The sequence below is a fragment of the Mannheimia cairinae genome (genome assembly GCF_028649535.1).
In the GTDB taxonomy this organism is placed as follows: Bacteria; Pseudomonadota; Gammaproteobacteria; order Enterobacterales; family Pasteurellaceae; genus Mannheimia; species Mannheimia cairinae.
Map to the genome: position 1 here is coordinate 117,053 of NZ_JAQSJE010000001.1, position 23,306 is coordinate 140,358.

General features: G+C 42.5%; 41 protein-coding genes. 32 read left to right on the forward strand and 9 right to left on the reverse strand.

The window, feature by feature from the left end:
- Positions 1 to 3 precede the first annotated feature (3 nt).
- From ssb to PTQ27_RS00575, 5 genes are all read right to left on the reverse strand, one after another.
- Positions 4 to 462, reverse strand: a complete 459-nt coding sequence (gene ssb / locus PTQ27_RS00555; protein WP_273748553.1) for a single-stranded DNA-binding protein — start codon at positions 460 to 462, stop codon at positions 4 to 6.
- A gap of 2 nt (positions 463 to 464) precedes the next feature.
- Positions 465 to 1,358 carry an ATP-binding protein gene (locus PTQ27_RS00560; protein ID WP_273748552.1) on the reverse strand — a complete coding sequence of 298 codons (894 nt, stop codon included), beginning with the start codon at positions 1,356 to 1,358 and terminating at the stop codon, positions 465 to 467.
- A gap of 5 nt (positions 1,359 to 1,363) precedes the next feature.
- Positions 1,364 to 2,008 (reverse strand): ribonuclease H-like domain-containing protein, encoded by a 645-nt coding sequence (locus tag PTQ27_RS00565; RefSeq protein WP_273749043.1) that lies wholly within the window; start codon positions 2,006 to 2,008, stop codon positions 1,364 to 1,366.
- Positions 2,009 to 2,124: 116 nt separating this feature from the next.
- Positions 2,125 to 2,322 carry a hypothetical protein gene (locus PTQ27_RS00570; RefSeq protein ID WP_273748551.1) on the reverse strand — a complete coding sequence of 66 codons (198 nt, stop codon included), beginning with the start codon at positions 2,320 to 2,322 and terminating at the stop codon, positions 2,125 to 2,127.
- The gene (locus tag PTQ27_RS00575) at positions 2,306 to 2,491 is read right to left on the reverse strand and encodes a hypothetical protein (RefSeq protein ID WP_273748550.1); all 186 of its coding nucleotides are present in this window, start codon (positions 2,489 to 2,491) and stop codon (positions 2,306 to 2,308) included. Before PTQ27_RS00575 ends, PTQ27_RS00570 begins: the two co-directional genes overlap by 17 nt.
- A gap of 186 nt (positions 2,492 to 2,677) precedes the next feature.
- Here PTQ27_RS00575 and PTQ27_RS00580 point away from each other — a divergent pair, with 186 nt between their 5' ends.
- Entirely contained in the window at positions 2,678 to 2,899 is a 222-nt protein-coding gene (locus tag PTQ27_RS00580; RefSeq protein WP_273748549.1) for a hypothetical protein, read from the forward strand.
- Here PTQ27_RS00580 and PTQ27_RS00585 read toward each other — a convergent pair.
- Entirely contained in the window at positions 2,868 to 3,098 is a 231-nt protein-coding gene (locus PTQ27_RS00585) for a hypothetical protein (protein ID WP_273748548.1), read from the reverse strand. The genes PTQ27_RS00580 and PTQ27_RS00585 overlap by 32 nt on opposite strands.
- A gap of 587 nt (positions 3,099 to 3,685) precedes the next feature.
- Between PTQ27_RS00585 and PTQ27_RS00590 the strand changes: the two genes are divergently transcribed.
- Positions 3,686 to 4,282, forward strand: a complete 597-nt coding sequence (locus PTQ27_RS00590) for a type VI secretion system-associated protein TagO (protein WP_273748547.1) — start codon at positions 3,686 to 3,688, stop codon at positions 4,280 to 4,282.
- Between the two features lie 210 nt (positions 4,283 to 4,492).
- Here PTQ27_RS00590 and PTQ27_RS00595 read toward each other — a convergent pair whose 3' ends face one another.
- Both PTQ27_RS00595 and PTQ27_RS00600 read right to left on the reverse strand, forming a co-directional pair.
- Positions 4,493 to 5,320, reverse strand: coding sequence for a DUF7946 domain-containing protein (locus PTQ27_RS00595; RefSeq protein WP_273748546.1), 828 nt, complete (start codon positions 5,318 to 5,320; stop codon positions 4,493 to 4,495).
- A gap of 84 nt (positions 5,321 to 5,404) precedes the next feature.
- On the reverse strand, positions 5,405 to 6,061 hold the full coding sequence (locus PTQ27_RS00600) for a LexA family protein (protein ID WP_273748545.1): 657 nt from the start codon (positions 6,059 to 6,061) through the stop codon (positions 5,405 to 5,407).
- 125 nt (positions 6,062 to 6,186) lie between these two features.
- On the opposite strand from PTQ27_RS00600, the gene PTQ27_RS00605 reads away from it, so the two are divergent.
- From PTQ27_RS00605 to PTQ27_RS00660, 12 genes are all read left to right on the forward strand, one after another.
- Positions 6,187 to 6,375, forward strand: a complete 189-nt coding sequence (locus PTQ27_RS00605; protein ID WP_273748544.1) for a Cro/CI family transcriptional regulator — start codon at positions 6,187 to 6,189, stop codon at positions 6,373 to 6,375.
- A gap of 46 nt (positions 6,376 to 6,421) precedes the next feature.
- Positions 6,422 to 6,664 carry a helix-turn-helix domain-containing protein gene (locus PTQ27_RS00610; protein WP_273748543.1) on the forward strand — a complete coding sequence of 81 codons (243 nt, stop codon included), beginning with the start codon at positions 6,422 to 6,424 and terminating at the stop codon, positions 6,662 to 6,664.
- Positions 6,661 to 7,359, forward strand: a complete 699-nt coding sequence (locus PTQ27_RS00615; protein WP_273748542.1) for a phage replication initiator YdaU family protein — start codon at positions 6,661 to 6,663, stop codon at positions 7,357 to 7,359. The genes PTQ27_RS00610 and PTQ27_RS00615 overlap by 4 nt, the downstream gene beginning before the upstream one ends.
- Entirely contained in the window at positions 7,310 to 7,462 is a 153-nt protein-coding gene (locus PTQ27_RS00620; protein ID WP_273748541.1) for a hypothetical protein, read from the forward strand. Before PTQ27_RS00615 ends, PTQ27_RS00620 begins: the two co-directional genes overlap by 50 nt.
- Positions 7,462 to 8,109, forward strand: coding sequence for a replication protein P (locus tag PTQ27_RS00625; protein ID WP_273748540.1), 648 nt, complete (start codon positions 7,462 to 7,464; stop codon positions 8,107 to 8,109). The genes PTQ27_RS00620 and PTQ27_RS00625 overlap by 1 nt, the downstream gene beginning before the upstream one ends.
- Complete coding sequence (locus PTQ27_RS00630) at positions 8,106 to 8,636, forward strand: DNA N-6-adenine-methyltransferase (RefSeq protein ID WP_273748539.1); 531 nt, start codon at positions 8,106 to 8,108, stop codon at positions 8,634 to 8,636. The genes PTQ27_RS00625 and PTQ27_RS00630 overlap by 4 nt, the downstream gene beginning before the upstream one ends.
- Positions 8,637 to 8,895: 259 nt before the next feature.
- Complete coding sequence (locus PTQ27_RS00635) at positions 8,896 to 9,348, forward strand: DUF1367 family protein (RefSeq protein WP_273748537.1); 453 nt, start codon at positions 8,896 to 8,898, stop codon at positions 9,346 to 9,348.
- A gap of 48 nt (positions 9,349 to 9,396) precedes the next feature.
- Complete coding sequence (locus PTQ27_RS00640) at positions 9,397 to 9,606, forward strand: hypothetical protein (protein ID WP_273748536.1); 210 nt, start codon at positions 9,397 to 9,399, stop codon at positions 9,604 to 9,606.
- Positions 9,607 to 9,659: 53 nt separating this feature from the next.
- A complete protein-coding gene (locus PTQ27_RS00645) occupies positions 9,660 to 9,797 on the forward strand; it encodes a hypothetical protein (protein WP_273748535.1) in 138 nt (45 codons plus the stop codon).
- A gap of 81 nt (positions 9,798 to 9,878) precedes the next feature.
- Positions 9,879 to 10,163 (forward strand): DUF1364 domain-containing protein, encoded by a 285-nt coding sequence (locus PTQ27_RS00650; RefSeq protein WP_273748534.1) that lies wholly within the window; start codon positions 9,879 to 9,881, stop codon positions 10,161 to 10,163.
- A gap of 38 nt (positions 10,164 to 10,201) precedes the next feature.
- Positions 10,202 to 10,522 carry a RusA family crossover junction endodeoxyribonuclease gene (locus tag PTQ27_RS00655; protein ID WP_273748533.1) on the forward strand — a complete coding sequence of 107 codons (321 nt, stop codon included), beginning with the start codon at positions 10,202 to 10,204 and terminating at the stop codon, positions 10,520 to 10,522.
- Entirely contained in the window at positions 10,516 to 10,881 is a 366-nt protein-coding gene (locus PTQ27_RS00660) for an antiterminator Q family protein (RefSeq protein ID WP_273748532.1), read from the forward strand. Before PTQ27_RS00655 ends, PTQ27_RS00660 begins: the two co-directional genes overlap by 7 nt.
- Here PTQ27_RS00660 and PTQ27_RS00665 read toward each other — a convergent pair.
- Entirely contained in the window at positions 10,849 to 11,043 is a 195-nt protein-coding gene (locus PTQ27_RS00665; protein WP_273748531.1) for a hypothetical protein, read from the reverse strand. The genes PTQ27_RS00660 and PTQ27_RS00665 overlap by 33 nt on opposite strands.
- Before the next feature lie 436 nt (positions 11,044 to 11,479).
- Here PTQ27_RS00665 and PTQ27_RS00670 point away from each other — a divergent pair, with 436 nt between their 5' ends.
- From PTQ27_RS00670 to PTQ27_RS00755, 18 genes are all read left to right on the forward strand, one after another.
- Positions 11,480 to 11,839, forward strand: a complete 360-nt coding sequence (locus PTQ27_RS00670) for a phage holin, lambda family (RefSeq protein WP_273748530.1) — start codon at positions 11,480 to 11,482, stop codon at positions 11,837 to 11,839.
- A 14-nt stretch (positions 11,840 to 11,853) separates the two neighbouring features.
- Positions 11,854 to 12,447: a glycoside hydrolase family 19 protein gene (locus PTQ27_RS00675; RefSeq protein WP_273748529.1), complete on the forward strand. Its 594-nt coding sequence runs from the start codon at positions 11,854 to 11,856 to the stop codon at positions 12,445 to 12,447.
- Positions 12,448 to 12,798, forward strand: coding sequence for a DUF2570 family protein (locus PTQ27_RS00680; protein WP_273748528.1), 351 nt, complete (start codon positions 12,448 to 12,450; stop codon positions 12,796 to 12,798).
- On the forward strand, positions 12,743 to 12,976 hold the full coding sequence (gene lysC, locus PTQ27_RS11550; protein WP_434802811.1) for an Rz1-like lysis system protein LysC: 234 nt from the start codon (positions 12,743 to 12,745) through the stop codon (positions 12,974 to 12,976). Before PTQ27_RS00680 ends, lysC begins: the two co-directional genes overlap by 56 nt.
- Before the next feature lie 141 nt (positions 12,977 to 13,117).
- Positions 13,118 to 13,516, forward strand: a complete 399-nt coding sequence (locus PTQ27_RS00690; RefSeq protein ID WP_273748526.1) for a hypothetical protein — start codon at positions 13,118 to 13,120, stop codon at positions 13,514 to 13,516.
- Positions 13,517 to 13,663: 147 nt separating this feature from the next.
- Positions 13,664 to 14,143, forward strand: coding sequence for a DUF1441 family protein (locus PTQ27_RS00695; RefSeq protein WP_273748525.1), 480 nt, complete (start codon positions 13,664 to 13,666; stop codon positions 14,141 to 14,143).
- Complete coding sequence (locus PTQ27_RS00700; RefSeq protein WP_273748524.1) at positions 14,143 to 16,254, forward strand: phage terminase large subunit family protein; 2,112 nt, start codon at positions 14,143 to 14,145, stop codon at positions 16,252 to 16,254. The genes PTQ27_RS00695 and PTQ27_RS00700 overlap by 1 nt, the downstream gene beginning before the upstream one ends.
- A complete protein-coding gene (locus PTQ27_RS00705; protein ID WP_273748523.1) occupies positions 16,251 to 16,475 on the forward strand; it encodes a hypothetical protein in 225 nt (74 codons plus the stop codon). Before PTQ27_RS00700 ends, PTQ27_RS00705 begins: the two co-directional genes overlap by 4 nt.
- Positions 16,475 to 17,995 carry a phage portal protein gene (locus tag PTQ27_RS00710; RefSeq protein WP_273748522.1) on the forward strand — a complete coding sequence of 507 codons (1,521 nt, stop codon included), beginning with the start codon at positions 16,475 to 16,477 and terminating at the stop codon, positions 17,993 to 17,995. Before PTQ27_RS00705 ends, PTQ27_RS00710 begins: the two co-directional genes overlap by 1 nt.
- On the forward strand, positions 17,931 to 19,955 hold the full coding sequence (locus PTQ27_RS00715) for a ClpP-like prohead protease/major capsid protein fusion protein (RefSeq protein ID WP_273748521.1): 2,025 nt from the start codon (positions 17,931 to 17,933) through the stop codon (positions 19,953 to 19,955). Before PTQ27_RS00710 ends, PTQ27_RS00715 begins: the two co-directional genes overlap by 65 nt.
- A gap of 67 nt (positions 19,956 to 20,022) precedes the next feature.
- Positions 20,023 to 20,346, forward strand: coding sequence for a DUF2190 family protein (locus PTQ27_RS00720; protein WP_273748520.1), 324 nt, complete (start codon positions 20,023 to 20,025; stop codon positions 20,344 to 20,346).
- On the forward strand, positions 20,339 to 20,641 hold the full coding sequence (locus PTQ27_RS00725) for a phage tail protein (RefSeq protein WP_273748519.1): 303 nt from the start codon (positions 20,339 to 20,341) through the stop codon (positions 20,639 to 20,641). The genes PTQ27_RS00720 and PTQ27_RS00725 overlap by 8 nt, the downstream gene beginning before the upstream one ends.
- A gap of 3 nt (positions 20,642 to 20,644) precedes the next feature.
- On the forward strand, positions 20,645 to 21,169 hold the full coding sequence (locus PTQ27_RS00730) for a phage tail protein (protein ID WP_273748518.1): 525 nt from the start codon (positions 20,645 to 20,647) through the stop codon (positions 21,167 to 21,169).
- Complete coding sequence (gene gpU / locus PTQ27_RS00735; RefSeq protein ID WP_273748517.1) at positions 21,166 to 21,561, forward strand: phage tail terminator protein; 396 nt, start codon at positions 21,166 to 21,168, stop codon at positions 21,559 to 21,561. Before PTQ27_RS00730 ends, gpU begins: the two co-directional genes overlap by 4 nt.
- A gap of 27 nt (positions 21,562 to 21,588) precedes the next feature.
- On the forward strand, positions 21,589 to 22,230 hold the full coding sequence (locus PTQ27_RS00740; RefSeq protein ID WP_273748516.1) for a phage tail protein: 642 nt from the start codon (positions 21,589 to 21,591) through the stop codon (positions 22,228 to 22,230).
- An 83-nt stretch (positions 22,231 to 22,313) separates the two neighbouring features.
- The gene (locus tag PTQ27_RS00745) at positions 22,314 to 22,721 is read left to right on the forward strand and encodes a hypothetical protein (RefSeq protein WP_273748515.1); all 408 of its coding nucleotides are present in this window, start codon (positions 22,314 to 22,316) and stop codon (positions 22,719 to 22,721) included.
- 44 nt (positions 22,722 to 22,765) lie between these two features.
- Positions 22,766 to 22,996 carry a phage tail assembly protein T gene (locus tag PTQ27_RS00750; protein WP_273748514.1) on the forward strand — a complete coding sequence of 77 codons (231 nt, stop codon included), beginning with the start codon at positions 22,766 to 22,768 and terminating at the stop codon, positions 22,994 to 22,996.
- Between the two features lie 62 nt (positions 22,997 to 23,058).
- Positions 23,059 to 23,286 (forward strand): hypothetical protein, encoded by a 228-nt coding sequence (locus tag PTQ27_RS00755; RefSeq protein ID WP_273748513.1) that lies wholly within the window; start codon positions 23,059 to 23,061, stop codon positions 23,284 to 23,286.
- Positions 23,287 to 23,306: the final 20 nt, after the last annotated feature.

A 23,306-nucleotide genomic window follows, 5' to 3' on the forward strand; every position in this document is an offset into this window, starting at 1 on the left:
ATTTCAGAACGGAATATCATCATCAAAATCTCGTGATTCTGAATCCGTCATTACTTGGTTATAGGGATTGCTTGGCGGTGGATTGCCTGGCGGCTCGGTCGCCCAATTATTGTTGCTGTTACCACCGTTCGGGCTACCTAGCATTTTTAACTGGTCGGCGATGATTTCGGTTGTCCAGCGGTCTGTGCCGTCTTGGGCTTGCCATTTGCGAGTACGTAGCTTACCTTCAACATAGACTTGTGAACCTTTTTTCAGGTATTTGCCGATAATGTCAGCTAAATTCCGAAAGGCGATAATGCTATGCCACTCCGTCGCTTGCTTTTTTTCGCCCGATACTTTATCCGTCCATTCGGTCGAAGTTGCTACGCTGATTTTGGCGGTTGAGTCGCCGTTTGGCATTGTTCGCATTTCAGGATCGCTACCTAATCTGCCGACGATGATTGCTTTGTTTACACCTGCCATAATTAGCCCTCTTGATTATTGATATTGAGTTTACGCACTTCGATAGCTTGAATTAGCTCCGATAACAGTTGAGGATATTCAACGAATTTTTCATCCACATATTTACGCATTTCTTCAATACGATCATTGGTATCTGCTTCGTTAATCTTTTCAAGCATTTTATCTTTGTGAGCTTCTGCTTTTTTCAAAAGTTCCAGCTCAAAATCCACCCCACTTTCCAACCATTCCACGAGCTTTTGCCCTGTTTCAACAGATAGCTTGAACGGATTGCCGTTAGGTGGAAATAAGCCTGTACGGTCTTTGCTTGGTTGAGCAAAATTACCGTCGTGGATTAAATCCAAGACGGTAGTAAATTCATACTCAATACCGTCATTTTGTTCCGCTTTCATTCCCAGCTTTTGAACCTGTTTGCGACCGTTTACTTCCGCTTGGGCTGTTTCAGTTTTGCTTCGCATCGTTACAATGATGTGAGCAGGGCAAGCAAGCAGATCATCAATTAAAGCACGATGGCGTGCTTTGGTTTCACTCCACGCACTCCACGTATTCCCTTTGAATTTTGCCTTGGCGATTTCGTCGTTTAACTCTAAACAACCGCCAGCCCCCGACCACTCGTGCGTGATACTGTCGATAATAATCACGTTAAAGCCATTATTTACGGCAAGTTGTACCGCTTGGCGGTAGCGTTCAGGTGTGTAAGGAGCGGAGAGTTCTAATACATCAAAATCGACGATGTCAGAATAAAGGGATGCACTCCCTTTTTCTGTGTCGATCACAGCAATTCTGCCGCCGATGCCTTTTGCTGTAAGTAATGCACCGTAAGTTTTTCCCGAACCGCTAGGACCAGTTAAAGCCAAGCGAAGTTTGGATTTTTTGCGTTCTGCTTTTTGGAATTGCATTGTGATTACTCCGTAAAAGTCATTCGTTTGTAGATTTGGCGGACACGCTCAACATCTTTCGCACAGTATTCTGCTACTTCGGCAATTTTGCCGTCTTGGACGTATTGCCATACTTTTGAGCCGTCAATCTCGCCTTTTTGCTCAATGTCTAGCACTTTACACAGCTTGTCGAGCGACACCGTACCGCCGTAACCAGCCCATTCTGTCATTGTGTCGTAGATATTATTGCGACTGGTGGTGTAATAAGGTCTTACACCATTAATTACCGAGCGTTGGAAAATAAAGCGGTCATCGAATTTAGTAATGTTATGCCCGATGAATTGTGGAGCGGTATTGCATTTATTCGCTTTTTCACGCAGGAAGTCGTTAAAACGTGCCAAAATATCTGCTTCACGGTCTGCTGATTGCCAATCTTCACGGTAGAATAGCACTGGCGGTTCGTCGTTGATTGCTACACCAATTACAGCAATTTCGCCAAAAGTGCCGTCTAGTGCGGTTTTCGCCACCGCTTCGCCTTTGTTCTGCTCAAACCATTTCGCAATGGTATCTTCACTTTTGTAATTTGCTGGTGGTTTCAGCGTTTCCGTTACATAGGCTTGGAAATCGGCGTTTTGAGTTGGGATTGTTTCGATGTCGATGTAAATTTTCATTGTTTGCCCTCTTGTTTTGGCGTGGTTTAAGTAATCGGTGTTGGCTGGTAGCGTGGTGTACGCTGTGCCAGTTCGTGGGTCTTCCCATTCGCTTTGCTTATCAACGTCAAGCATTGTTATTCCTTGTAGAGTTTAATAGGTTTATCTCTGCCAACGTTGAACCGCTCAATTTTGCGGTTAATCAACATAATGGCGTTTTGGCGGCTATATTGTGGGTAGGTTTCGTGCTGTAATTTGCCGTCATAATAAAACTTGGCGACAAATCGTTTATCTACCTCAACAATCTCAACACCGGCATCAATTTTTCGTGCCATATTTCCCTCCGCAGTATTGGTTGCCACTGCTTTCCACTTGCCAAACGCCTTGATTTCGTTCGCATTTGTATCTTTCGAGCTGCACTTGATCTTCGTAATCCATTCGTCCGACAATGCCTAATATCAAAATTAGCAAGGCAAACGGAGCAAGTTGTTTCATTTTGTTCATAGGATTGTCCTCTTGGGTAAAAAAGCCCACGTTTTACGGTGGGCAAATGGAGTGACTTGCGTCTAGTTGTGGGTATTTTGGAATAAGTACCTTTCTTTATACTTGTAAGGCTCAAGTCCTCTTGTGTGCGACCACATCGAGGAGTACAATGTTCTCTGCGACCACAATTTAATCAAGGAGAACATTATGAGAAAATCAAGTGCAGATACCCTTGCTTTACTTTTAGCAAGAGATATTGCTAAAACATCAAGTGCTTCAACAGGATTGCCATTTATTTACCTAAATAAAGACTCCGCTGATAGCATTGCAGATTTTGTTGAAACGTTATCAAAACGCTTTGAAGCATTAGATGATATGGTTCATTTACCAACAATTATTAATGCTTATAAGAGTCAATCAGACAGATAGCTTTGCAAGCTAATTTCGCTAATTCGTCAGGTGGGTAATCAGTATTTCTTGCCACACTTTCTAAAATAGCCTGTTTGATACGATTTTTATCGCTGCCAGACAGGCTACTCTCTACGACCTTTAATTCCAAATCTTTAGGGCTTCCTAGTTGCTCATTTAAAATAATAAATTTCGCAATTTCAAAATTTTTGTTTTTCATAATTACCTCGTGTTTAAATTATTCCAAAACCCACTCATAATAGGCTTTGGAATAAATGCGTGTCTGCCCACGCCGTCGCCCGTCCGGCTTTTGCCATTCCGTCGGGTGCTGCTTGTATCCGTACTTACTCAAACTTGAGATAAGCGTGATTGCTTAGGACTGATACCAGTGTTGCCTTTTCAGCTCTCCACACCTTGCGAGTGTGTTGCCTATGCCTTATTCCCTCTGTTGAATAAGTCGCCCAAGTTTACTTGTCAGGGTCTAACCAACCTTGCTAAGTTATAAAGTATTACTTTACAACTGTCCGAGGTTGTTAATATTCGTTCGCACAAGCACCAAATTTTTAAAGAGCATTGAGCCGTAGCTCGTTTTGATGAATTAAGTTTAAGAAAACTTAAATTACAAGTCAATTAAAATTTAAGTTTATTTAATAAATATTTTTAAGATTTCTTAAATTTCAATTAGTTATGATTTCTTAATTGATTGTTTTTTAAACCATTAAAATATAATTATTGAGATTGCGAGCTTGATCACAGACCGGAAATCACGCTTTTGAGAAAATGAGAAAGAATTTCTATGGAGGTTATATGAAAAAACTACTGATGACTTTATGTTGTTTACCCGCTTTTGCTTTAGCTAATGAAACCGGGGAAAGTTGTTCTAAGATTGAAGATAGTACAAAACGCTTGGAATGTTACGATAGTATCTTTGTAAAAAAAGATGCCGGTAAAGAAGAAACGACCGCTGAAAAATCTAAGTGGGAATATGAGCAAGAGAAAGATGAACTGCGTAATGCCACAACTTATCTTGCTAGAGTGAGATCGACTAATACAATAGATTTTGGTTTTCCGTATGATTCATCCGGACTGAATTTAATGCTACGCAAAGATCCTAAATATGGCAATGATGTTATTTTCAGCATTCATGGACAGTTTAATGGCTGTATGATTGAGAGTTGTAAAATTACCGTGAAGTTTGATGATGGTAAATTGGAAAGTTATCGAATGGTAGGGGCAGATGGCGGCAGCAATGATACGCTTTTCATCGAAAATGCAAAAGCAATGAAAACTTTTGTAGATAAGCTGAAAAAGTCGAAAAAATTAATTGTAGAGGCGAGCTTTTACAATTATGGCAAAGGGCAATTTACTTTTGATACACAAGGTTTAGAGTGGAAGCATTTTTAGCCGGTAATAAGATAAGAAGCTACGTTTAACGTAGCTTTTTTATTGGAAAAATTTTAGTGAAATTAGACCTCTTGTTTTGATGTTTCCGGCATCAATGTCGGAGAGGCAAAAGAAAACCGCCACGAGGGCGGTTATTTGATTAGTGGGATAATGGATTTTGTGTATTTGGGAGTGAGGTAAGAAAAAGCCCGCTGATGGCGGGCAGAAAATTTAGTGAATATCCATAATCGTCAGTTTGATGATTTCGCCGTCTTTTATGGTTGCTTTGCCGGTTACTTTGATTGCTTTGTTTTGAGCAAAGGCTTGTAAATAAGGATTCTCCGCACTGCCAAATAGCGGATCTGAAATCACCGCATTTGTGCGTTGCTCAGCGTTATTGATGTTTACTTTACAAGTTGCTTTAACTTTATCCAGCTCTGAAATCAGTATATCAAATACCTGAATCCCAGTTATTTCATTTTCAGACAAGGACATAATCGATTCTTTGTCTGACTCATTAATTATGCCTAGAGACTGTTTGGTCTGTGTATCAATGATTGAAATAGTCTTACAACTTTCCCCGATTGGCGAAACAGCAAGTCTTGCTGCAGGGCGAAGCTCTTCCGCCATTTTTTCAATGGTGGAAGCCAGTCTTTCGATAACAGCTTGATCTCGATTACCCAAAGCCTCTATAGCCTTGTCTAACGAGTCTTTCAACATTTTCATTTCTTCTGTTTTTGCCTTGTTTCGCTGGAAAATATAAGGGATAACCGCCGCAAGCAGTATGCCGAATGAACCGGATAATATCTGATTCTGTTGAGCCCAGTTTAATACCATATCAACCGAAAAGCAATTCGCTCTGACTTCTTGTGCATAAGTTTTCACGCTATGCATAGAAAAACTTTTAGAGTAGGTTTGAGTAACTGAAAAATGACCAGCAGTTGAAATAATTCGGGCAAATCCTTGTAGTGCCTCGCCGAGGCTATAAAGATCGATCTGATGTTCCTTTGCATCTAGCCCATCAAATCTAAGGGTTAATCGTGTTATTTCTGTAGACATTGTTACTCCTTTTAACCTCTCGGCGGCTTAATAATGGCGGCGATGTATTTGTTCGCCATTACCCAATAAAATTCAACTGCTGGCCTATCTCTTTCTACGATAAATACGATGCTCTACCATTGTTCCAATAATTCGGATTTCTTGCTTTAGCGTTGATAATTTATGGTAATCCGGATTAAGAGCGATAAGCTCAAAATGTTGTCTTCCGTATTCGTCTAAGTCTTCTAACGGACGGTATTTTTTGAAAGTGGCTTCATAATCGCCATTAATTGCTGCCACAAACTCACCGGCGTGCGGTTGTACATCAGGATCAATAATTACTCGGTCTCCTTCAATAAAATCAGGCTCCATCGAGTCCCCTTTGATTTCTAGAGCAAAAGCATCTTCAGACACCTCAAGATCGGTTAGGATATATTCATAATCGCCACAGCTTTCACGAAAATCATCAATACCCGTCCATTGTCCGGCTTGGATATAGCTAATTAGTGGGATTTTTATCATTCCAATGCTTGCCGGCACAACGTTTGATTCGCCATTACCACGCAAAAGCCAGCTAATGTCACATTGTAATACTGTAGATAAATCTAAAATATTCTCCGAATTTGGCTTGGTAGTACTACTTTCCCATTGAGATACCGCAACATGTGAAACGCCTTTCAATGCAGTAGCTAGGTCTTTTTGTGTCAATTTCAGTTCTTTTCTACGGCTTCTAATTCTATCACCTAAAGTCTGAATGCTCATACTAACCTCCCAAGGTCAATAAAAAAAATCATTGTTAAGTTATCTTAACATCTATTGACTTAAGTTTCCTTTAAATATATATTTAAGAAGTCTTAAATTTTTAAATGTGAAGGAATTAAGAAAATATGAAAAAAGATGATGTGATTGAGCATTTTGGAGCTTTGGAAAAAGTAGCCACTGTGTTGGGGATTAGTGTTTCTGCTGTTTCTCAATGGGGAGATATTATCCCTGAAAAAAATGCGTACCGATTACAAGAGATTACGGAAGGCAAATTAAAAGTTAAACATTCCCTTTATAGAAACAAAAGCAAATAAAAAACCACCGCTGGAACGGTGGCTAATTACTAAGGAGATTCCCTATATGTGTGGGGTGAATATTAATCCAAACGAAATATCAAGTCAAAGCCAAAATGCAAAAATTTTGGCACATCTTCAAAATGGCGGTCGCATTACCTCGCTTTCTGCGTTAGACAACTTCGGATGCTTACGTTTATCGGCTCGTATCAAAGATTTGCGTGATCGTGGCCACGATATTCATAGCGTGTTTATTACCGTGCCAAGTGGCAAGAAAGTGAAACAGTATTTTATGGAGTGTGCAGAATGAGCCGTTTTATCCCAAATTCATTTCAAGTGCCAAATGCGGTAGTTGATGAATTTTTAAGAAATATGTCAGGGGCTGGCATTAAATGCTACTTACTGATTACACGCCAAACTACAGGCTGGCAGAAACAAAAAGACCGCATCTCCATCGCTCAATTTATGGAAAAGTGTGGTATTAAGGATAAACGTACCGCTCAAAATGGAGTGGCTGAATTGGAAGAATTAGGCTTAATTATTGCGTTCAGACACTTAGGTGAGATTACGGAATTTATGCTGAATTTTGAGTTTGAAAATACTGAAAATGAACCAGTAGCAGAAAATGTACCTAGTAGCAAAAATTCCACAAAACCAGTAGCAAAAAATGTACCTAGTACCGGGTACAAAAAATGCACCTCTACAAAAGACACTATTAAAAACAATAAAAATAATACCCTTACGGGTATTAACGCACACACGCACGAAACGAAAAAATCTTCGGTGTTAGTGTTGCTTGAACAATTCGGTATCACAGGCAAGTTAGCGGAGGACTTCATTGTACACCGCAAAGCCAAAAAATCCCCTATTACCGAAACCGCACTGAATGGCTATCAGCGAGAGGCTGATAAAGCCAAAATCCCGATTCAAAAGGCAGTGGAAATTGCGATTGAACGTGGCTGGACAGGGTTTAAAGCAGATTGGAAATGGCTGGACAGGGTTTAAAGCAGATTGGAAATGGCAAGATGATCAACCTAAGCAACATCGACCAAAAGACAATATGCGAGCCGAATGGAATACGCCGGAAGCGTGGGCGGAGGTGCTGTGATGAATCTGCAAAATACTGCACAAAATCGACCGCTTGTGGTGGCGAATAATCCGGATGGCAAATTGTCGGGCGAGATTGAAAACTTGGTTGATCGTATTTTCGACCAGTTGCCAGCCAGTTGCCCAAGTATCCAATACTGGACGGAAAAGCAAATCGCAACGGCTAAGCAGCAATGGATTTTAGGCTTTGCAGAAAACGGTATTAGAACCGTTGAGCAAGTTAGACAAGGAATGAAAGGCTTACGAGCCAAAACCGATGATTTTGTACCAAGTATCGGCAAATTTATCCAGTGGTGCAATGTGATTGACTATCACGAATTAGGCTTGCCAGATGTGGATCAATTACTCAAGCGTTTAAATCATTTTTCCGCTTTTGGATTTGCTGAAATCAATAATTTTAAGTTTCGTTCAAACGCCGAATATTGGCTTTTAACCGACCTCTACGAACGTAACCGCAAGCATAGTTGGAAAGATGAAACACTACGCAACCAAGCTGAAAAAGCGTTAGTAGAGATGGCAAAACGGATTATGAGTGGGGAACAAATACCGCCTCCAAAGCTAGTGATTGAAGAGAAAAAGAAAGTGCCAATAGATCCACGTATTCAGCGGATTTTAGACGAAAAGAAACGAGCAGGAGCGATACAATGACAGTTTTTGACAGAGACACTTGGCGAACGCCTGAATATGTTTTTAATTGGTTGCTTTATCGTTTTCATATGATCGAAGTTGATGGTTGTGCGAATCCTCAAAACGCACTATGCCCCGATTATATCGGGCAAGGTGGTTTAGCCGAAAACTTCTTGGATTTTGATGTGGAGATTCTGGATCGAAAATTTGGTGGTGCAACAGGAATTTTCGTCAATCCCCCTTACTCAGACGTGACGCCATTTATCAAACAGGCTAAACGCTTACGAGATAACGGTCATTTAGTGGTGATGTTGCTGAATAACGATAAATCAACGCAATGGTATCAAAACCATATTCACAACGTGGCAAATGAAGTGATTGATATTGTCGGCGGCCGAATTGCATTTATCCATCCTATCACGGGGCAGGAAATCAAAGGTAATAGCAAAGGGCAAATGGTCGTTGTATTTGACCCAACAATGGAAGATTTTGTGCAGCGGTCGGTAAGTTTGGATTTTATTAAAAAGGTTGGTGGTTATGTTTGCTGATGTTAAATGCCCCAAATGCAACGGAGAGCTTGAAGATTTAAGCATTAATGACGAATGGGGTTGGTTTTTAGATGAGCCGTATCGTTGCAACGGACACTATACGGGGCGGTTCCCGCATATCAGCCGAGACAGTACGCTAAATCGCACGAAATCCTGTGGGTATTTTACTAAGGCTGAAGTGGAGAGCGATTAAAGATGGAATGCAGAAAACTTGCAGAAATTAAGTTGTTTTGTGCAGAGAATTTGCAGAGAAAAAAGAATGGCTAAATACCAAATGACTAAACTCGCAGGCGGTTTACTTGCACCGCTTAATGATGATGAGGCGGAGCGGTTGAAATCGTTTCAGAATGGCGAACAGTATGAAATCGAAATCAAACGCCAGCGTAATCCGGCATTTCATCGCAAGGTGTTTGCGTTCTTCAATTTCTGTTTTGATTGTTGGAGCGGTAGCCATAGCGAATGGGAGTTCCAAGACCCTACGGCTCAATTTGACACATTTCGCAAGCATTTGACCGTAATGGCTGGGTTTTATACCCAAACGTGGGATTTGAAAGGCAGAGTGTACATAGAAGCGAAAAGCCTATCATACGCCAATATGGAGCAAGACGAGTTCGAGCAAGTGTATAAGGCATTAATTAACGCAGCTCTTAAGCACGTTTTTAACAATACCAGAGACGAAAACATTATTAACCGCTTGTATTCGTATTTTTAATTAAGGCGAAGTCGCCTATTTAATTTGGTGTAATTACAGGAAATTAAAATGAAAAAGAAAGTGAGATTTTTGCTTAGTGTACCATTCAGAATTATTGCGGTGCTTATTTCTTTGTCAATTCTTACCCTTAGATATATCGGTTACTTATTGGTTTATCCATTAGCATTCTTTGTGGCAGTCGGTAAATTTATTGCTATTGGTCAATGGACATATCAAGAATGCCTTGATGACTTTAAGAGCGATTTTAATCCGATTTAGTGGTGTTTATTAATTCCCTCGAATTCGGGGGTTTTATTTAAGGAGAATAACAAATGAGCCAGTGTAACAGTTTAATGGATTGGATTTTCATTGTCGGTTTATTTATTAATGCTTTTTATATTGGAAAGCGAACTGCATTAGAACAAGAAAAATGGAATGAGAGAAAAAAGAATAAGGGGAGTAAGGAATGATTAATGAATTTTTAATGACTTTTGCCATTATTGGCGTATGTGCTGGTGAGTGGTTTTATAAGAGAGATAGTGAGGGTTGGAATGGCTAATTTACGCAAAGAGGCAAAAGGTAGGGAGTGCCAAGTAAGATTGCCGGGAATTTGTAATTTCAACCCCGAAACGACTGTGTTGGCTCACTATCGAATGGCAGGGATTAATGGTGTAGGAATGAAGCCTGATGATATTTTCGGGGCGTGGGCTTGTTCTTCTTGTCACGATGAATGTGATCGCAGAACACGCAATTTAGAGGCGGATTATGTGCGACAGGCTCACGCAGAAGGAGTATTTAGAACACAAGCGATTTTGCGTAGGGAGGGTAAGTTATGAGAAAGGAATATCTGATAACCCCGATGGGTAAGCCTAGAATGACTCGAAGCGATAAATGGAAGCAGCGTCCTGAAGTATTGCGTTATCGAGCATTCAAAGATGAAGTGAGGCTTAATAAAGTTTCTCTTCCTGAAAGCGGCTATCACATTACTTTTGTTATCCCGATGCCGCAAAGCTGGAGCAAGAAGAAAAAAACAGAAATGAATGGTAAACCCCATCAGCAGAAGCCTGATAAAGACAACCTAGAAAAAGCATTACTTGATGCAATTTTTGAAGATGATTGTCGAATCTGGGACGGTAGAGTCAGTAAGATTTGGGGAGAGGTAGGAAAAATCATAGTTGAGGTAGTTAAATGTTAATTGATATTAAAGGCGTTTTAAATTTATGGGGTAGTTTTGTTCGGTTTACAGACTGCAAAGGCTATCCAACAATGCAAGCATTTATGCGTGAATCTCCGCAAGAGAGGACAAGACAGCGTTATTTACCTCGATTAGATGACGACACTTTAGAAAAAGCAGATAGACAAATTCAGAAACTGAAAGTGGATAACAAATTGCAGTTTGATATAATTTTCCTCAAGTATGTTGCCGGTTTTGAAAATAAACAGATTTGGCAGAAATTATCACTCAGCAAAACAGCATATCATACAGAATTGTTGCTTGCTGAGCGATTTGTGGAAGGTGTATTAGTTGGCAGCGAGATTCGTTTGTTCCTGTAATTTCTCAACCGCTAATTTGATTAGTTGATTTTGTGGGATCTCTAGCTGTTTGGCTAATTGCTCAATAAGAGCGATAGTTTCAAAACTCAGCTTATAAGATTTAGCTCTCACGCCACGTCTTTCATCAGATAGCGCTTTTAATTCATTGGTTGACAATTTCATTCTAAATTCCTAAAATGATTATGTTTGAAGAGCTGGGAGCTTTCGCCCCCAGCGAGTTATTTCAAGTTAGTAGGCTGGGGAGCTTAACACTAACAAGAAGATAACTAGGACAATGTACTTAAACATCGTTTGTTCCTTCTTCAAGCGTGAGGATTAAGCCTCACACTCACTTTCAACCCAAACCGTTGAAAGTGAGATTATTATAGTTCGGAATACCGAATAAAGCAAGTGAATTTTCATTAAAAAGCCCATAGTTTTGTAAATTATGGGCTTTTTTGTATTTGTTTGATTAAAAATTGTTGCAAAGTCCGAACTTGAAGTGTATTATTTGTGGTAAGTTGCGGTTCATTGCATAGGTGGTGAACTTAAAAGAATTTGTAGCCCTGAGCAGAAATGTTTGGGGCTTTTTTATTACCCCGAGATAGCGGGGTGGAGTATGAAGATGCCGGATAAAGATCCGAATGTATGGCTGGTAATTAGTGCATACATTCAGCAAAATTATAATGCCATTACAGGATTTGTAATGGCTTTTTTTATGTCTATGCTTAGGGCGTGGTTCTTACAACAAAAAAGCACCTATCGCCAACGATTTCTTGATGGTGCAATTTGTGGGGCATTAACTCTTTCTTGTATGTCTTTATTAACCCACTTTGGGGTTGGCGAAAGTTTATCTACCTTTGCAGGTGGAATGATTGGGTTTGTGGGAGCTGAAAAAATCCGTGAATTTTTATTTGCCTTAATTCGCAAAAAAATTGAAGTGAACGATGTAAGTTTTGGCAGAAAACGTGATGAATAAGTAATGGTGGATATATGGTGATTAGTGAAAGAAAATTCAAACAAGTATTTCCAAATGCAGCTAATGGGATTTATGCAGAAATCGCCCGAAATATCGAAAAGGCTGGTTGCAAAACGAAAGAACAACAAGCAATGTTCTTGGCTCAATGTGGATTGGAATGCGGCGGTTATCGTGTATTTGAAGAAAACCTTAACTATTCTGCAACTGCTCTGTTACGGACATTCCCAAAATACTTTGCTCCGCATAATGTTGTGCTTTATGCGAGAAACAAACAAGCCATTGCTAACCGTGTTTACGCTAACCGAATGGGAAATGGTAATGAGCGAAGTGGCGACGGTTGGAAATATCGTGGTCGTGGGCTAATTCAAATTACCGGCAAGGCGAATTATATTGATTTTGCAAAATGGGAAGGCTTACCAAGTTTAGTGACCGATCCCGACCAAATCACCAAGAATCTAGCATTGACAGTGCAAGTGGCTGTTTGGTATTGGGTGAGCCGTGGATTATCCGAATTTAGTGACATCTTGACCGTTACCAAAAAGATTAATGGCGGAACGCACGGTCTAGCTCAGCGTACAGCTTATTATCAAAAGTTAATGGCGGACTAAATGATTAAATACATTTATCTAGCAGCCTCAGCAATGATTTTGGGCTTGTGTGGCTGGATTTGGCACCAGTCAAAACAAATTGATAACTTAAGAGCCGAGAATCACGCACAAGCCCAAACCATTGAGCAGCAGCAAAAAGCCAATCAACGACTTGCAGATACGCTCGAACAAGAGCGACAAGCGGTCGAAAATAGTCAAAAAATTGCAAATGAGCTGCGAAACAAAGTGGAGATTGCTCAAAATGAGATTAAATCAATCCTTGCCAAAGACAGTTGTGCTAAGACTGATTTGCCTAATGGCGTTGCTGATAGCCTTAAGCGGCTGCACCAGCAAAACAATAACAAGCACTGAATATTTGTATCCGCCGGCGGCTTACCTTGTGCCGTGCGAGCGGACGGAATTTAGCGGTAAAACCTACGGCGATACGGTTGAGTATCTCATCAAAGTGATGGGAGAGCGTGACTTATGTGCGAGTCAGATTGCTCGTATCAGAGAGTGGCAGGCACAGACCAAGCAAGGGTTTAAATAGCTTGGCGGAGTGAGCCGCTATGATGACATACGGGAGCGTAACAGCTCCCTTTTTTATTGTATCGCATTACTTAGTTATGCTTTTGGTTATATCGAGATCATAACTAAGCAATGTGTTCTATTTATTCCATAAGGATTATTTATGATTGTTAAATTGAAATTAGGCTCGGTGGTTGTGCTATCGCAAGTTAAACAAGCCACCATCGCATACGCAGGTTCTGAAGGCTATCAAACAGCCATCGAGCAAGCCGAGAAAGGTTTACTTGATAAAGATAAAGGCAAGCCATTTGAAACCGTTCTTCACTTCCCTGCTGTGTATGCCGATGAAGATGGACAAGAAGAAGTTTGCCCTGAGCAGATTGCAACCACAGTACGTTCTGATGGCGTAAGTGGTGAGCCTGTTGCGGTAGTATTAATTCCAGATGATAACGTGGTTGGCGAGCTACAGTCTATTTTCATTTATGAAACAGATTATGCGGAAGTACTGACAGATACAGGTATTAAATTAAGTTCGGTAAGAGCAAGTTCAGCTGTCCGTTAATTTGTAAAAGGTACTCCCGAGGGGACTACCCTTTCCACGGGGTTGAGGCAGCGCGGTTTTCGGCAGTTTTTTGAGTTTCTAGGCATCATCATCTTGTGATGATGTTGCCGTTTTTTTAGGCGGTTTTGATTTTTAGGATGTGAGCAAATGGACAACTTATTTGAGCTAAAACTTAACATCAATCAGATTGCCGAACTCACCGGATTACACCGCCAGACGGTCTCTCAGCGAGTGGCAGGGCTTACGCCGTCTATCGGCAGTAACAGCAAATTAAAGCTCTATGCGTTGCGTGATTTAATTCTCACCGGGTTGGCGGAAAAGATGACGGCGGATGTCGATAGCCTCTCCCCTATGGATCGAAAGGCATTTTGGCAGTCGGAAAATGAACGTCTCAAATATGAGGAGAAAACAGGCGAGCTGATACCAGCAAGTGAAGTGGCTTTAGAAATGGGCGCAATGGCAAAAGCGGTAGTGCAAACGCTTGAAACGCTGCCTGATATTTTAGAGCGTGACTGTGGATTGCAGCCAAAAGATTTGATCCGAGTCCAGCAAGTGATTGATGATGTGCGAGACCAAATGGCGTTGCATATTCAACAAGCACCAACCACCGAACAGGGAGATGACTAATGTTTGCCAGTGCGAAAGAGATCCGCCGAGATATGGCGAACGCGGTCAAAGCTCCACGCCGAATGAAAGTTTCAGACGCAGTGGCGGAATATATGCGTGTACCACTTGGCGGAGGCAACTCGGTCAAATGGGATAAGCACACCGCCGCCTATATGTTAGAACCGATGGACTGCCTCAACAGCCGAGAATATGATGCGGTGATTTTTGTCGGGCCGGCACGAACGGGGAAAACCATCGGCTTGATTGACGGCTGGATAACCTACTCAATTATCTGCGATCCGTCCGATTTCCTGTTGGTGCAACTTACCCAAGAGAAAGCCAGCGAACATAGCCGAAAACGTCTTGACCGCACATTCCGCTGTTCGCCCGAAATTGCCAAGCGGCTAAGCCCACGCAAAAACGATAACAATGTCCACGACAAGTATTTCCGAGCGGGCAACTTGCTCAAAATCGGCTGGCCGTCTATCAATGTGCTTTCTTCATCGGACTACAAATATGTTGCTCTGACTGACTACGACCGCTGGCCCGAAGATGTGGACGGTGAAGGTGATGGTTTCTCCCTTGCCTCAAAGCGGACGACCACCTTTATGTCAGCAGGAATGACTTTGGTGGAGAGTTCGCCCGGTAAAGATATTGTTGATCTCAAACATATCCCGAAAAGCACCCACGAGGCTCCACCGACTACCGGTATTTTAAGCCTCTATAATCGAGGTGATCGCCGTCGGTTTTACTGGCAATGCCCCGACTGCTCGGAATACTTCGAGCCGTCAATGGCAAATATGGTTGGCTACCGTGAGGAAAGTGATTTTGTCAAAGCCAGCGAAAACGCACGCTTGCAATGCCCTCATTGTCAAACGCTGATTGCTCCCGAACTCAAACGAGAGCTAAACATTAAAGGTGTATGGCTTAAAGAGGGGCAGAAAATTGATGCAAGCGGTCAAATTACGGGTGAAAGTCGCAAATCACGCATTGCCTCATTTTGGCTAGAAGGCCCTGCGGCAGCCTACCAAACGTGGGCGCAACTCACCTACAAGTTGCTTAATGCTGAACACGAGTATGAGATGACCGGCAGCGAGGAAACCCTCAAAGCGGTAACCAATACCGACTGGGGATTACCTTACTTACCACGATCTGCATTAGAACAACGCCGTTCTGATGAGTTGATGGAACGCCGAGAAGAAGTAGAAGAGAAAACTGTACCAGCTCAATGTCGCTTTATTGTGGCGGCAGTCGATGTACAGGGCGGTAAAAATCGCCGATTTGTGGTGCAGATGGTCGGTTACGGTGAAAATGGCGAACGCTGGTTGATTGACCGCTATAACATCTCGCACACGCTACCTGATGGCGATGGTGTGATTGAGAAAATCGACCCTCGTATTCCCGAAGATTGGCATATTCTGATCTCCGATGTTCTCGAAAAGCGCTATGCCCTTGCTCATAAGCCGAACGACTTTATGCCGATTTTGGCAATGGCGGTGGACAGTGGTGGCGAAGAGGGCGTAACCGACAACGCCTACCAATTTTGGCGAAAATGTCGCCGAGACGGTTATGCGAAACGGGTCTATCTAGTTAAAGGCGACAGCACCAAACGACAAAAGCTCATCACCAAAACGCACCCCGACAACACCTCACGGAGCGACAGACATTCCTCCGCACGGGGGGATGTGCCGTTGTACCTGCTCCAAACCGATTACCTCAAAGATCGAATCAACAACGCCCTATCACGTGATACGGTGGGAGCGAACTATATTCACTTCCCAGACTGGCTAGGCGAATGGTTTTTCAATGAATTGACCTACGAGGAGCGAGGAGCCGACGGTAAATGGCGGAAACCGGGCAAAGGCAATAACGAAGCCTTCGACCTGTTCTGCTATGCCCACGCCATTGCAATTTTACGAGGCTACGAGCGAATCAAATGGGGCGATGAAAACGATGTGCCAAGCTGGGCAAAACTGCCCGACATCAACCCTAACATCATTCGGGAAACGCCAAGAACGGCTGAACAAGCGGTCGAAATTGAAGAAAAATCCGCAAAACCACAAACCAAACAGACCAAAGCAAAAAGCAGTTGGCTAAGTGGTGGCGGAAGAAAAACAGGAGGCTGGCTATGAGCCTTTATACCATTGACGAGCTTAAACAAAAAATCCGCACTCTTGATGAAAAAATCGAAACCGCCCAAAGCCAAGTTAGCTTTAATGGTCGGTCGGTTTCCTATCAAGTGGCGGAACTAACCAAACAGCGTGATCGCTATCAAAAAATGCTGGACGAACAGCTTGCCCAAAGCGGGCAACGCACTAAACAGCATAGAATTAAATACGCGAGGTTTACCTGATGAATTTATTGGAAAAAACCATTGCAGCCCTTTCTCCAAAATGGGCGGCAAATCGCTCCCGAAACCGATATGTGCTGAATGCTTATGAGGCGGCACAACCAAGTAGAACCCATAAAGCACAACGAGAAGGGAAAGGGGCAAATGCCACCGTTCGCACAAGTGCGGTGAGCCTACGTGAACAAGCCCGAGCTTTAGATCAGAATCATGACATTGTGATCGGTATTTTGGACAAAATGGAAGAGCGGGTTATCGGCTCGAAAGGCATTCATATTGAACCGCAACCGCTCACTATGGCTGGTGATGTCCACGAAGAATTAGCGGGGCAAATCCGCAAGCTGTGGGCGGAATGGTCGGTGAAACCGGATGTGACGGGCTTATACACTCGCCCACTACTGGAGCGAATGTTACTTCGCACTTGGCTACGAGATGGCGAAGTCTTTGTTCAGCTAGTAAAAGGCAAAGTATCAGGCTTGGAACACGGGTCACAAGTGGCATTTTCCCTAGAGGCATTAGAGCCGGATTTTGTTCCTATGCAGTCGGATGAGGCAAAAAACGGCTTAGTGCAAGGCGTGTTTCTGAATGCGTGGCGGAAACCGACCGCTTACCAAGTCTATTTGGATAACCCGCAAGAAAGTACCTCAATGTACGGCAAAATCAAAACCGTGCCGGCAGAAAATATGTTGCACCTTGCCTTTCGCAAACGGCTACATCAAATTCGTGGCGTGAGTATGTTACACGGTGTGATTGTACGCTTGGCGGATCTGAAAGAGTACGAAGAGAGCGAACGAGTGGCGGCACGCATTGCGGCAGCGATGACGATGTACATCAAAAAAGGTGATGCGGCTTTGTACGATAACGAAGAACAATCAGACGGCCAACGTTTGTTTGATATTGCTCCTGGTGCAGTCATTGACGACTTAAAGCCGGGCGAAGATATTGGTTTAATTAACTCCAACCGCCCGAATGTGAATTTGGAAACATTCCGCAATGGACAGCTTAGAGCGACTGCAGCAGGTACTCGTTCCAGTTATTCCAGTATTGCCCGAGACTACAACGGCACTTACTCCGCACAGCGCCAAGAGCTGGTAGAAAGTTTTGAAGGTTATGCGGTGCTACAAGATGCGTTTGTAGCGGCAATTAGTCGCCCGATTTATCGGGAGTGGCTAAAAATGGCTATAGCCTCACAAGCGCTCAAAATCCCGCCTGATATTGACCCAAACTCGCTATTTAATGCGGTTTATTCCGGCCCAGTAATGCCCTGGATTGATCCAATCAAAGAGGCTAACGCTTGGAAAGAGCGTATCAAAGGCGGCTTGGCTACTGAAGGGCAAGCAATACGAGCCAGTGGTAACAATCCTGCCGAAGTCAAACGGCAACGGATTGTAGAGATCAAAGAGAATGCTCGTGAGGGCTTGAAATTTGATACTGATTTAACCAATACACAAGGAATTATTAATGAGAAAAAACCAAATGATTCTAGCACCGATGGCGATGGCAGCGGCAGTAACCAAGACGAATAATCAGTCGTGGTTTACGATTAAAGCTGCCGCCAACGACACCGCCGAGATCAGCATTTATGACGAAATCGGCTTTTGGGGCGTAACCGCTCAACAATTTGCCAAAGACTTAAAAGCTCTTGGCAATAATTTAAAACAAATCAATCTGCATATCCACTCTCCCGGTGGTGATGTGTTTGACCGCATTGCAATTTACAACTTGCTAAAAAATCACCCTGCCAACAAGACCGTCTATATTGACGGTCTTGCTGCATCTATGGCAAGTGTGATTGCAATGGCGGGAAACGAAATCATTATGCCGGAAAACTCTATGATGATGATCCACAAACCGTGGGGCATTCAGGGCGGTGATGCCGATGATATACGGAAATATGCGGATTTGCTCGATAAAGTCGAAAGTACGCTGATTATGGCTTACGTTTCCAAAACCGGTAAATCCGAAACCGATTTAGCAGAAATGCTGAAAGAAGAAACTTGGCTCACAGGCAAAGAGTGCGTAGAGCAAGGTTTCGCTGATAAACTAGCCGATCCCCTTGTGGCGATGGCTTGTATCCAATCCAAAAAACTAGAGGACTATACAAATATGCCTGAAACAATTAAAAATATGTTGTTTGTGCCACAAGGCAATGCAGGTGCAAATCCAAAACCTGAACAACCACAAACTCCACCACAAGTTAGTGAAAATCCGCAAAATACTGCAAAACCTGATGCTATGGCTGTATTAGCCCAACGCAATGCTGCCATCAAAGCGACCTTTGCCGCTTTCGGCAATCAATATGACGGTTTAATGGCAGACTGCTTAGCAGATGTCTCAATGACCGCAGAGCAAGCCAAAGACAAACTCCTTGCCAAATTGGGCGAAAATACCACCCCAAGCGTACCGCAAAACCACATCCATGCCGGTAACGGCAACATTGTCGGCGACAGCGTGAAGCAGTCCTTAATGGCTCGTGCGGGTCAAGATACCGACAAAACTAACGCAAGAGACAACGCTTACAATGCAATGACCTTGCGTGAGTTGGCTCGTGCCTCATTGGTTGATCGTGGCGTGGGTATTGCTGGCCAAACTCCAATGCAAATGGTTGGTTTAGCCTTTACACACTCAAGCTCTGATTTTGGTCAAATCTTGATTGATGTTGCTCACAAATCCCTACTTAAAGGTTGGGAAACAGCGACCGAAAATTACGAGCAATTTACATCACGTGGTATTTTAACGGACTTCCGCCCGGCAAAACGCGTTGGTTTAGGTGAGTTCGGCTACCTGCCGGAAGTAGGTGAAGGCGAAGAATATACCTACGGCACAATTGGTGATGAAGGTGCATCTGTGGCACTAGCAACTTACGGTCAATTATTTAGCATTACCCGCCAGGCAATTATCAATGATGATATGCACCTTTTAACCAAAATCCCTGAAAAAATGGGTGCAGCTGCAAAAGCCACTATCGCTAAATTAGTATTTGCTCTAATTACCGGTAATGCAATCGCTCAAGACGGTAAAAAGCTGTTTGATGCTACACACAAAAATAGCTTAACCGGTGCTGCATTGAATGTAGAAAACATTGATAAGGCAATCCAATTAATGAACGGCTTTGTGAATAGTCGTGGCGAGCCATTATCTATTGAGCCTGAATTTATGTTGTTGCCGACCTCATTACACACTAAAGCTAAGCAAATTTTAGGCTCAGCAAGTGTTGAAGGTGCGGATATCAATAGCGGTATCATTAATCCGATCCGTGATATTGTGACACCGATTAAATCATCACGCTTACAGATTGCTGATGCTAAATCGTGGTATTTACTCAATAAAGAGGCAATCGAGGTATCTTACCTTGATGGTGTTGATACACCTTACATCGAGCAGCAACACGGATTTACTGTTGATGGTGTATCGACCAAAGTCCGCATTGATGCCGGCGTGAACGTAATTGATTATCGTGGCGTGGTGAAAGTCACCAACCAATAATTAAAACACTAACAAGCGACCGCACTTATAAGTGCGGTTTTTTATTATCCGAAAAAAGGAAATTGTTATGGCAAAAAACTATATCCAAGACGGCAATACTGTACGTCTAAACGCAACCAAAGCTATCAAGTCAGGCGATGTTATGGTTGCTGAAGATTTAATTGCGATTGCGGTTACTGATGCCGATAAAAACGATGCGGTAGTCGGCTTAACCACCGGTGTTTTTACGGTGAAAGCGAAACAAGCAGACGATATCAAGCAAGGTGTTGTGTTGTATTGGTCTGAAACCGATGGAGCCACCATCACAGCTGGCTCGAATAAACGCTTAGGTATTGCGTGGCAAGCATCTGGCACATCATCGGCAACAGTTGATGTGAAAATCAATGCCTAGCTTGTTTGAACAGGCAATGGCAACCGCCGATCAAACCATTCAATCAACAATGATGAGCGAATGGCTGATTGGCGGTAAGCCCTACCCTGCGACATACGATGAGGCACCGGCGATTTTTAATGGCTTACACTCAAGCGATGACCGAGCTATCCACGGCACGGAACGAACCTTGACCCTATTCCGGGCAAGTGGCTATAAACCAAAATTGGACGACCGAGTGAGCGGAAACGGCAAGAAATATCTTGTTAAATCCTATCACTTTGTCGATCAGTTAATCGTATTGCAATTGGAGTAAGTTATGGGTTCTAAAGTGACCGGTCTAAAAGAATTGCAAGCCTCTCTGAAAAAAATCGCTAAGCAAACCATTCCCAAGGCAGCAGCTCAAGCAATCCGTACTGTTGGGCGACAGGCAATGAATAAGGCGGTTAAATCGGTGGCGGCAGAGATTGGCGTAAATCAAAAGACAATCAAAGGCAGAGCAAAAATGACGGCAAAACCCACACCGTCAAGACTGCAAGCCACTATTAAGGTTAATCGCTCACACATGCCGATGATTCGGGTGCTAGAGCGAAAGTCGAACCGCCTGTCTCCCTCCAAAGGCAGTATTAGAGTTGGTAAACACACTGTACAACGTGGTTTCCGCCAACGCCTTGCCAACGGACGAACGCACATTATGTACCGGCAAGGTCGTAAGCGTTACGGCATTGATGTGGCAAAAGTGCCGTTATCCCAACCACTTACACAAGCATTTGAGCGGGAATTGAAAAACTATCCCGAAAAAGTGCAAGCTGAATTAGCTAAACAAATTGCGGGGAAATTATGAAAATCCACACAAAAATCCGAAAAGAAGTCCTTGAATTATTACAGGCCAAATTACCGGATATTGAGAATTTTTATAACGGGCTGCCAACTTTTATTGATATTGAGGAGCAGCAACTTGCAGTGTCGGTTTCTCTCGATGACATCAGTCTGCAAGAAATGACTGTTTGTAATGATCAATGGAGTGCCAATCTCAACATTACAATCCATTTGAAATCGGTCGAGAATGCAGAAGATGAATTAGATGAGTGGGCGGAAAAAATTCGGGAAATCATCGACAATTATTCCGAATTTGAGCATTTGGAGTCCGTAAATCTCTCTCAGTATCAGTATGAGTCGGATCAAAATCAGCGTACGTGGTACACAGCAACATTAATTTTTGATGTTGAGTATTAAACAAATAATCTCTATAGGAGACTTAAAATGGCAAAAACAACAAAAGTCCAAGGCTCGAAATTTAGAATTAGTGTTGGACGTGACACTCAAAAAGCAATTACTGCAATCAACTTAGACACTGCTACTCTAACAATTGCATCCTCTGGTTATAAAAAAGGTGATGCAATCGAAATTACCGGTTGCGGTCAGTTAGATGGTATCTACCCGGTGTTATCAGTAACAACCGATCAGGTAAAACTATGCGAAGAAGTGAAGTGGACTGGTAAAGACTTACCGACCAGTTACACTAAAGCGAAAGCTGCTTTGGTGCAGTTTTCTGAGCAGTTCTGTGCGGTTAAACATATCGAAAAATCTGATGATACATTAAATACAGAAGATGTCACAACGGTTTGCTCGGAAGGCACAGAAACTGAGCCTGGTGAAATTGAGTTTGGCTCAATTAAATTGAGCTTTTTTCACAAGCCAACTACAGAAATGCAAACCCGCTTACGCGAACTGTTTTTCAGCAAATCCACCTTTGCCTATAAACTGGAATTACCGGATAACCACGGCACAACTTACGGTGTAGGCTTTATCGAATCCGGCAATGGATTCAGCGGTGAAGTCAAGGGCAAATACGAAGGCTCTGTATCTATCAAGCCAAGCAAACGTGACTACTTGTTAGTTTAATTGCAAAAAATCCATAAAATTCGACCGCTTGTAGAAATAACAAGCGGTCTTTTTAGATCAGAATTTTACAAAAGGAATACTCCATGACTCTCCGCGATAAATTATTATCAAACAAACCAGCTCTGCGTAAAATTAACATCAATGGTGAAGAATATTTCCTACGTGATTTAACAGTCGGTGAAACCAATAAACAAATTTTCGGGCAACGTCAGCATCTAATACAGTTGGCGCAGGCACAAGGTATTGAGCTAAATTTTGAAGATGAAGATGAGCTACAAGCCACTTTGCGCAATGTTTATGACCCATATTCATTGCCTCGTGCAATTGCCACTCGATTATGCGATGAAGATGGTAATAATCTGTTTAACCCAGAAAGCGAAGATGACTTAATTGCCATCTCCAAACTAGATGGTAGTGTTTTCGAAGCATTTAGTACAGCCGTAGCGGCGGGTGAACCAAAAAACTTACCGAGCGAAGAAAGTTCCAATTAACCCTTTCGCTCGCACTCGGTAAAACGCTCGAAGAAATCGAACAAATGCCCGAGCGGCACTTTGCTGAATACCAGCTTTTCTACCAAGAGCAACCGTTCGGGCTTTGGCGGGAAGATTACCGCACCGCACAACTTGCCCATTTAACCGCAATGGTAAATCGTGATCCGAAAGGCAAAGCTCCCGAATTATCAGAGTTTATGCCATTTTTTAAGAGGACGCACGAATCAGAAGATATGGAAGATGATGGTGTGGCAAATTATTTGGCAAAACGATAAATAAAACAGCTTGAAATTCCTTTTACTTGAATATATATTTAGTAAAAGAGAAGGAGAATATCATGTTTGAAACACTCGACCGTTTTATGATTAGTACCATTAAAATTGCAATTATTGTATTTTTGGTCGCTTGCCTCTTTATTACTATGCCAAACTGGTGGATAGTTTCCATCTTAGTGATTTTCCCAGCAGCCTATTTGCTCGATAAATATTGGTGGCGAAATACAGAAATATACCATCGTAAAATGAATGAATTAGCTGAAGATATGAGAAAAAATCATCAAATCTAAATACAAATAACCGATAGCCC